Source organism: Trinickia sp., assembly GCF_036503415.1.
Lineage (GTDB): Bacteria > Pseudomonadota > Gammaproteobacteria > Burkholderiales > Burkholderiaceae > Trinickia.
The window spans coordinates 1-7,234 of the sequence record NZ_DASXWY010000018.1 but is presented as its reverse complement, the minus strand read 5'-3'; the positions used below and the strand labels follow the sequence as shown (position 1 = coordinate 7,234).

5 protein-coding genes are annotated in these 7,234 nt (G+C 65.0%); 4 read left to right on the top strand and 1 reads right to left on the bottom strand.

Going from position 1 to position 7,234, the window contains the following annotated elements:
- The 3 genes from sauS to VGL01_RS02915 all read left to right on the top strand — a co-directional run.
- A partial coding sequence (gene sauS, locus VGL01_RS02925; protein ID WP_331566897.1) for an acylating sulfoacetaldehyde dehydrogenase occupies positions 1-1,237 on the top strand: 1,237 nt, incomplete at its 5' end.
- A complete protein-coding gene (locus tag VGL01_RS02920; RefSeq protein WP_331566895.1) occupies positions 1,234-2,853 on the top strand; it encodes an AMP-binding protein in 1,620 nt (539 codons plus the stop codon). The genes sauS and VGL01_RS02920, both read left to right, overlap by 4 nt.
- Positions 2,854-2,989: 136 nt before the next feature.
- A complete protein-coding gene (locus tag VGL01_RS02915) occupies positions 2,990-4,372 on the top strand; it encodes an MFS transporter (RefSeq protein ID WP_331566893.1) in 1,383 nt (460 codons plus the stop codon).
- 15 nt (positions 4,373-4,387) lie between these two features.
- Here VGL01_RS02915 and VGL01_RS02910 read toward each other — a convergent pair whose 3' ends face one another.
- Complete coding sequence (locus VGL01_RS02910; RefSeq protein WP_331566891.1) at positions 4,388-6,025, bottom strand: choline dehydrogenase; 1,638 nt, start codon at positions 6,023-6,025, stop codon at positions 4,388-4,390.
- A gap of 289 nt (positions 6,026-6,314) precedes the next feature.
- Between VGL01_RS02910 and VGL01_RS02905 the strand changes: the two genes are divergently transcribed.
- The coding region (locus tag VGL01_RS02905) for an AAA family ATPase (RefSeq protein WP_331566899.1) at positions 6,315-7,234 on the top strand (920 nt) is incomplete at its 3' end.

Below are 7,234 nucleotides of genomic sequence, written 5' to 3'. Positions count from 1 at the left end.
GCGCGACACCGGCCTCGGCAACGTCGAGGATAAGGTCCAAAAGAACTTCCGCAAGACGCTGGGGCTGCTGCGCGATTTGCACGGCAAGCCCACTTGCGGCGTGATCGCACGCGACGCCGAGCGCGGTATCGTCGAGATCGCACGGGCGGTCGGTGTCGTGGCTGCGGTGACGCCATCCACCAACCCTGCGGCCACGCCCGCGAACAAGATCGTCAACGCGCTCAAATGCGGCAACGCGGTGATCGTATCGCCATCGCCCAAGGGGTATACGTCGTGCGCGCTGCTCGTCGAGTTCATTCATCAGCAGTTTGACAAAGCCGGGCTCGACCGGGCGCTCGTGCAACTGCTACCGGCCCCCGTCAGCAAAGCGGCCAGCGCCGAGTTGATGGCCCGAGCGGACCTCGTCGTCGCCACGGGCTCGCAAGCGAACGTACGCATGGCCTACGCGAGCGGGACGCCGGCTTTCGGCGTTGGGGCGGGCAATGTCGCGTCGATCGTGGAACGCTCGGCCGTTCTCGACGACGCGGCGCGCAAGATCGCGCTGTCCAAGACGTTCGACAACGCGACGAGCTGCTCTTCCGAAAACAGCGTCGTGATCGAGGATGCGATCTATGACGCGATGCTCGGTGCGCTGCAACGATGCGGGGGCGTATTGCTCGATGCGGCACAAAAAGCCCGGCTGCAAGCGGTGATGTGGCGCGACGGAAAGCTCTCGGAACACTGCACTGCAAAGCCGGCGGCGCGTATCGCGCAAACGGCCGGGCTGGACGAGATCGCGGCGCGCGAGCCGGCGTTTTTGATGGTCGAGGAAAGCGGCTTCGGGGTCGAGCACCCGTTTTCGGGCGAAAAGCTCGCGCCTGTGCTTGCGCTCTATCGTGCGAGCGATTTCGAGGCGGCGGCAAACATCGTGCGCGAGCTCTACGCCTATATGGGCGCGGGCCACTCCGTGGGCTTGCATACCGCGCACCTCGATTACGCAGTCCAATTGGGCGAGCGCTTGCCCGTTGCGCGCGTGATCGTCAATCAAGCGCATTGCCTCGCAACGGGCGGCAACTTCAACAACGGGCTGCCCTTTTCGCTGTCGATGGGATGCGGCACCTGGGGGCGCAACAATTTTTCGGGCAACCTCGATTACCGCTATTACCTGAACGTGACGCGGGTGGCTTATCCGATCGAGGAGCGCGTGCCCGAAGTCGACACGCTGCTCGGCGAATACTTCAGGAGCGTCGGCCGATGAAAACGCCTACGACGCTGCGCGCCTTGATCGATATGCGCGCGATGCAATCTCCAGACGAGCCGTTTCTGTTGACCGCCTCCGCAAACGATGACGCGCGTACCGATGAGGGTACGGCGATCACCTTCTCCGCGCTGCGTGCGCAGTGCCGCGCGCTCGAGGCGCGCTTTCGGGCGGCGGGACTGCGGCGGGGCGACGTCGTATCCGTATTCATGGGCAACGGCACGCAGACGGCTACGCTGCTGCTCGGGGCGATGTACAGCGGGCTCGTCGTTCATCCTCTGAACCTGCTGTGTCAGGCTTCGCAGTTGCGCTATATCGTCGAGCACTCGGATACCCGGATGATTTTCGTTTGCGACGAGACGGCCGTGGCGATCGCGGGCGCATGCTCGGCGCTTTCCGAGCAAGCGCCTACGCGAAACATTGCGCTCGTCCGTACGGCGCCCGATGCGCTCGAATTGCCGGCGCTGGCGGCGTGCCGTCTCGCGCTGGCCGAAACCGCGGCGGCGGGCGCCGAGGAAGAACCCGTGGACGAAGATCCCGTGCAAGCTTGCGTCGAGCCGAACGACATCGCGTTGTTGATGTACACGTCCGGCACGACCGGCGCGCCCAAAGGCGTGTTGCTGAGCCACGGCAATCTCCTGGCCAATGCCCGCAACATCAGCGCCGAGCACCGGCTCGGCATGGGCGACCGCGTGCTCGCATCGTTGCCGCTTTATCACATCAATGGCCTCGTCGTGACGCTGCTCGCGCCGCTTTACCACGGTGGCTCGGTCGTGATGACACCGCGTTTTTCGGCGCGCACGTTCTGGCACGACGTTTCGCGCTCGCGCTGCACCTGGATCAACCTCGTGCCGACGATCGTCGCGTATTTGCTGAGCGGGGAACAACCGGAAGGGTGCGACCTCTCGGCGCTCAGGTTCTGCCGCACGGCGTCGGCGGCGCTTCCCGCCGACCATCATCGCGCGTTCGAGGCGCGCTTTGGCATCGGCATCATCGAAACGATGGGGATGACCGAAACGGCCGCGCCGGTCTTCAGCAACCCGTATGAGCCGGCACTGCGGCGCATCGGCAGCATCGGACTGCCCTCGGGAGCGCAGGCGAAGGTGATCGATCGAGAGGGCCGCGAATGCGCGCCATACGAGGCCGGTGAAATCGTGCTGCGCGGCGAGCAAATCATGCAGGGCTACTACAAGCGGCCGGACGAAACCGCCAAGGCCTTCACGGCGGACGGCTGGCTGCGTACGGGCGATCTCGGGTACCGCGACGACGACGGCTATTTCTACATCAACGGCCGCGCGAAGGAACTGATCATCAAAGGCGGCGAGAACATCGCGCCGCGCGAAATCGACGAAGCGCTACTGCGCCACCCGGGCGTGTTCGACGCGGCCGCGGTGGGCGTGCCCGATCCGGCTTACGGGCAGGAGATCGTCGCGTTCGTGGTCGCGCGCGAGGCGCATTGGAACGGCGCGCCCGACGCCGAGGAGTTGCGCGCGCACTGCCTGCGGGAACTGGGACGGTACAAGACGCCGAAGGAATTCCATTTCGTCAGCGAACTGCCGCGCGGCCCGTCCGGCAAGGTGCAGCGCCTGAAGCTCGTCGTGCCGCCGCCCGACTGACGGGGCACCCGGCGCGGGTTGCGAACGCGCAGGGGCGGCCCGATAGCGGCGGCCCGATAGCGGAGCCGGCAGCGCTCGCGCCCGGCCCGACAAAGACACCGAATTTCCCAAGAAAGACACGGTAGGAGACATCGACATGAAACAACGTGCGCAGCGCGTGAAGACGCGCCACATCATTTTGGCGGTCATGTGCCTCATGTACTTCATCTCGTACATCGACCGCGTGAACATCGCGGTCGCAGGGCCGCTGATCCGCCACGAAATGGGCCTGACCACCGTGCAACTCGGCCTCGTTTTCTCGGCATTCGCTTATCCGTACGCGGCAATGCAGATCATCGGCGGATGCTTGTCGGACAAATTTGGCCCGAAAGTCGTCCTCACCGTGCTCTCGCTGATTTGGGGCGCGGCCACGCTGGCGACGGGATTCGCCGGCAGTGTCGCGACGCTCGTCGTGCTTCGCTTCCTGCTCGGGATCGGCGAAGGAGGGGCATTCCCCTCTGCGACGCGCGCCTTCACTTACTGGATGCCCGTGCGCGAGCGCGGCTTCGCTCAAGGCATCACGCACAGCTTCGCGCGGCTGGGCGGGGCCGTGACGCCGCCGCTCGTGCTCGCCGTCGTCGTCGCGGGAGGCTGGCGCGATGCGTTCATCTTGCTGGGCGTCGCGAGCCTCGCTTGGACCGTGCTCTATTTGTTCGTATTCACGAACACGCCCGAGCAGAATCGTCGCATCACGCAGGAGGAAACGGCGGAGATCGGCTACCGAAGCGGCGATTGCGAGCGAGCCAAGCGTGCGCCTACGCCGTGGCGCAAGCTGATCCGGCGTATGTGGCTCGTCACGTTCGTCGACTTTTGTTATGGCTGGCTGTTGTGGGTCTATTTGACGTGGCTGCCGTCGTACCTGAAGGAATCGCGCGGCTTCGATCTGAAGCATCTCGCGCTCTTCACGGCGTTGCCGCTGCTCGCCGGGGTGGTGGGCGACACCTTGGGCGGCGTAGTGTCGGATCGCATCTACAAAAGCACGGGGCGGCTGCGCCTTGCGCGTTGCTCCGTGCTCGTCGTGGGCATGGGCGGTTCGCTCGCATTTCTCTTGCCGATGATTTCGGTCGCCGATCCGTTGACGGCGGTGTGGCTACTCACCGGCTCGTTCTTCTTTCTGGAAATCACGAATCCGGTGCTGTGGACGCTGCCGCTCGACATCGCCGGCAAGTATGCCGGGACTGCGGGCGGGATGATGAACACCGGGTTCGGCATTGCGGGAATGATTTCTCCCGTTGCGTTCGGGTATCTGATCGAACACACCGGCAGCTACAACGCGCCGTTCATGGTCTCGGCCGGTTTGCTCGCATTGGGTCTGGTCGCCGCCTTGTTCATCGACACGGCGCGCACCGTGGAAGCCGACGAGGAACGCGAGCGCGGGGAGGGGCCGGCAGCGCGCCGCACATTCGCGTTTCTCGACGCCGCGCCGTCCGTGCGGCTCGAACGCCATTCGCTGCGCCGGCCGCTGCGGTGGTGGCGCTGAGTGGGCGCGGACCCGTCACATGCCGGCGGCGGCCGGTTCGTGCTGCGAGACCGCTTGCGTCGCGCGGTCTTCGAGGATCATGTCGGCTGCCTTCTCGGCGATCATGATGACCGGCGCGTTGGTATTGCCCGACACGAGCTCCGGCATGATCGACGCATCGACGACGCGCAAGCGGGCGACTCCGCGCACGCGCAGGCGCTCGTCCACGACGGCGAGCGCGTCGTTGCCCATCTTGCAGGTGCACGCGGGATGGTAGATGGACTGACTGAATTCTCGCGCGGCATCGAGCAATTCGGCATCGCTGCGGTAGTGCGCGCCCGGGGTAAATTCGGAGACGATTTGCGGCGCGAGCGATGGTGCGGCAGCGATGCGGCGCGCGACTTTGATCCCGCCGACGACGACCGGGTGATCGCGTTCGTCGGACAAATAGTTGGCATGGATCAGCGGATAGCGCAGCGGATCGGGCGAGACGATCTCGATATGGCCGCGGCTGAACGGCCGCAGTTGGCACACCGACGCCGTAAAGGCGGAGAACCGATGCGCGCCTTGTCCGGGCTTATCCGCGCTGAGCGGCTGCATGTGAAATTGGATGTCGGGCCGATCGACGTCGGGGCGCGAGCGCGTGAAGATGGCGACCTGGCTCGCGGCAAGCGTCAGCGGGCCGGTGCGCCACAGCGCGTACTGCATGCCGATCCACGCTTTGCGCAGCGGGTGATTGACTTCGTCGTTGAGCGTGCGCTCGCGCGTGCGGTACACGAGCCGAACTTGCAGATGATCTTGCAGGTTCCGGCCGACGCCGGGCAGATCGAACAGCACCGGCACGCCGGCGCGTTGCAACACGCTCGCCGGGCCGACGCCCGAGTGCTGCAGAAGCTGCGGCGAGCCGATCGCGCCGGAGGCGAGAATCACTTCGGCGCGCGCGCAAACGAACTTGCGCTCGCCGCCTTGCACGTATTCGACGCCGATCGCGCGCTTGCCGGCAAAGCGCACGCAGCAGGCCTGGGCATGCGTGAGAACGCGCAAATTGCGGCGCCCGCGCGCCGGTTTCAGAAAGCCTTTCGCGGTGCTCCATCGAAACCCTTTGTGGGCCGTCTGCTGGAAGTAACCGACGCCTTCTTGCGTCGCACCGTTGTAATCGGGATTGAAGGGAATGCCGATTTCCTGCGCGGCAGCGATGAAGTGATCGGCGATGGGCCGACGCAATCGGAGATCGGACACTTTCAACGGCCCGCCCACGCCGTGATAGGCGTTCGCACCGCGTTCCTGATCTTCGGATTTCTTGAAGTAGGGCAGCACCTCGGCGTAGCTCCAGCCGCGGTTGCCGAGTTCGGCCCAGCGATCGTAATCCTCGCGCTGTCCGCGCACATAGAGCAGGCCGTTGAGCGAGCTGGACCCGCCGAGCACTTTGCCGCGCGGCCAATCGATGCTGCGGCCGGCGACATTGGCGTCGGGCTCGGTGCGGTAGCACCAGTCGAGCTCGGGGTCGTGCATGGTCTTGAAATAGCCCACCGGCACGTGGATCCACGGATTGGTGTCGGCGCCCCCGGCTTCGAGCAACAGGACGCTGTTGCGCGGATCGGCGCTCAGGCGGTTGGCCAATACACATCCCGCCGATCCCGCGCCGACGATGACATAGTCGACTTCCGGTTCCATGAAAGGGTCTCCTGACAGCCCCTGCGAGGCGGCGCAAATGCGTGCCGCGCAGGGGTCGCCTCACTGTCGCGGATGGCGAAGGACGGCGCAAGAACTACCCCCGCTGCGCGGACCAAACTGAAACGGAAAGTATCGATTCGGAATCAAAAGCGACGGGCGCTGCGCGCCGCACGGCGCTGTACCCACTGAAACGGCGTCACTGGCGCTATGGGCGGCCCGGGGGCGGGCGATACGATGTGGTTCGAGGTGCGAACGGCTCGGCGGCGAGGCAAAGGAGAAAGCAGTGACGATGGATTTCATGCACGACAGGCCCGATGGAAGAGTATCGGTGCGCGAGTGCTTCGGCATCGACACGGGTTTGATGGCGCCCATGTTCGCCGAGCGCGACGATCACGTGCCCGATATCGATCCGGCCTACCGGTTCAATCCGGACGTCACGCTTGCGATCCTGGCTGGCTTCATGCGCAATCGGCGCGTGATGGTGCAGGGCCTGCACGGCACCGGTAAATCGACCCATATCGAACAAGTCGCTGCGCGGCTGAACTGGCCGTGCGTGCGTGTGAATCTGGATGGTCATATCAGCCGGTTGGACCTGGTGGGTAAGGACGCCATCGTCGTGCGCGAGGATCGGCAGATCACCGAGTTCCAGGAGGGAATCGTGCCGTGGGCGCTGCAGCGGCCCGTTGCGTTGATCTTCGACGAATACGACGCGGGCCGGCCCGACGTCATGTTCGTGATTCAGCGCATCCTCGAGCGCGACGGCAGTTTCACGCTGCTCGATCAGAACCGGGTGATTCGCCCGCATCCGTACTTTCGGCTTTTCGCCACGTCCAATACCGTCGGCCTCGGCAACCTGAACGGGCTTTACCACGGCACGCAGATGCTCAACCACGCGCAGATGGACCGCTGGAACGTCGTCGCGAAGCTGAGCTATCTGCCGCCCGAGCAGGAGGCCGACATCGTGCTGGCGCGTGTGCCGGAGATGGACGATCCGGCCGGGCGGGCGGGCGTCGAGCAGATGGTCGCGATGGCGGCGCTCACGCGCCGAGGTTTCGCCGCGGGCGATCTGTCGACGCTGATGTCGCCGCGCACGGTGATCAACTGGGCGGAGAACTGCCAGATTTTCAAGGACACCGAACTCGCATTTCGCCTCACCTTCCTGAATAAATGCGACGAATCGGAACGTCCGATCGTCAGCGAATACTATCA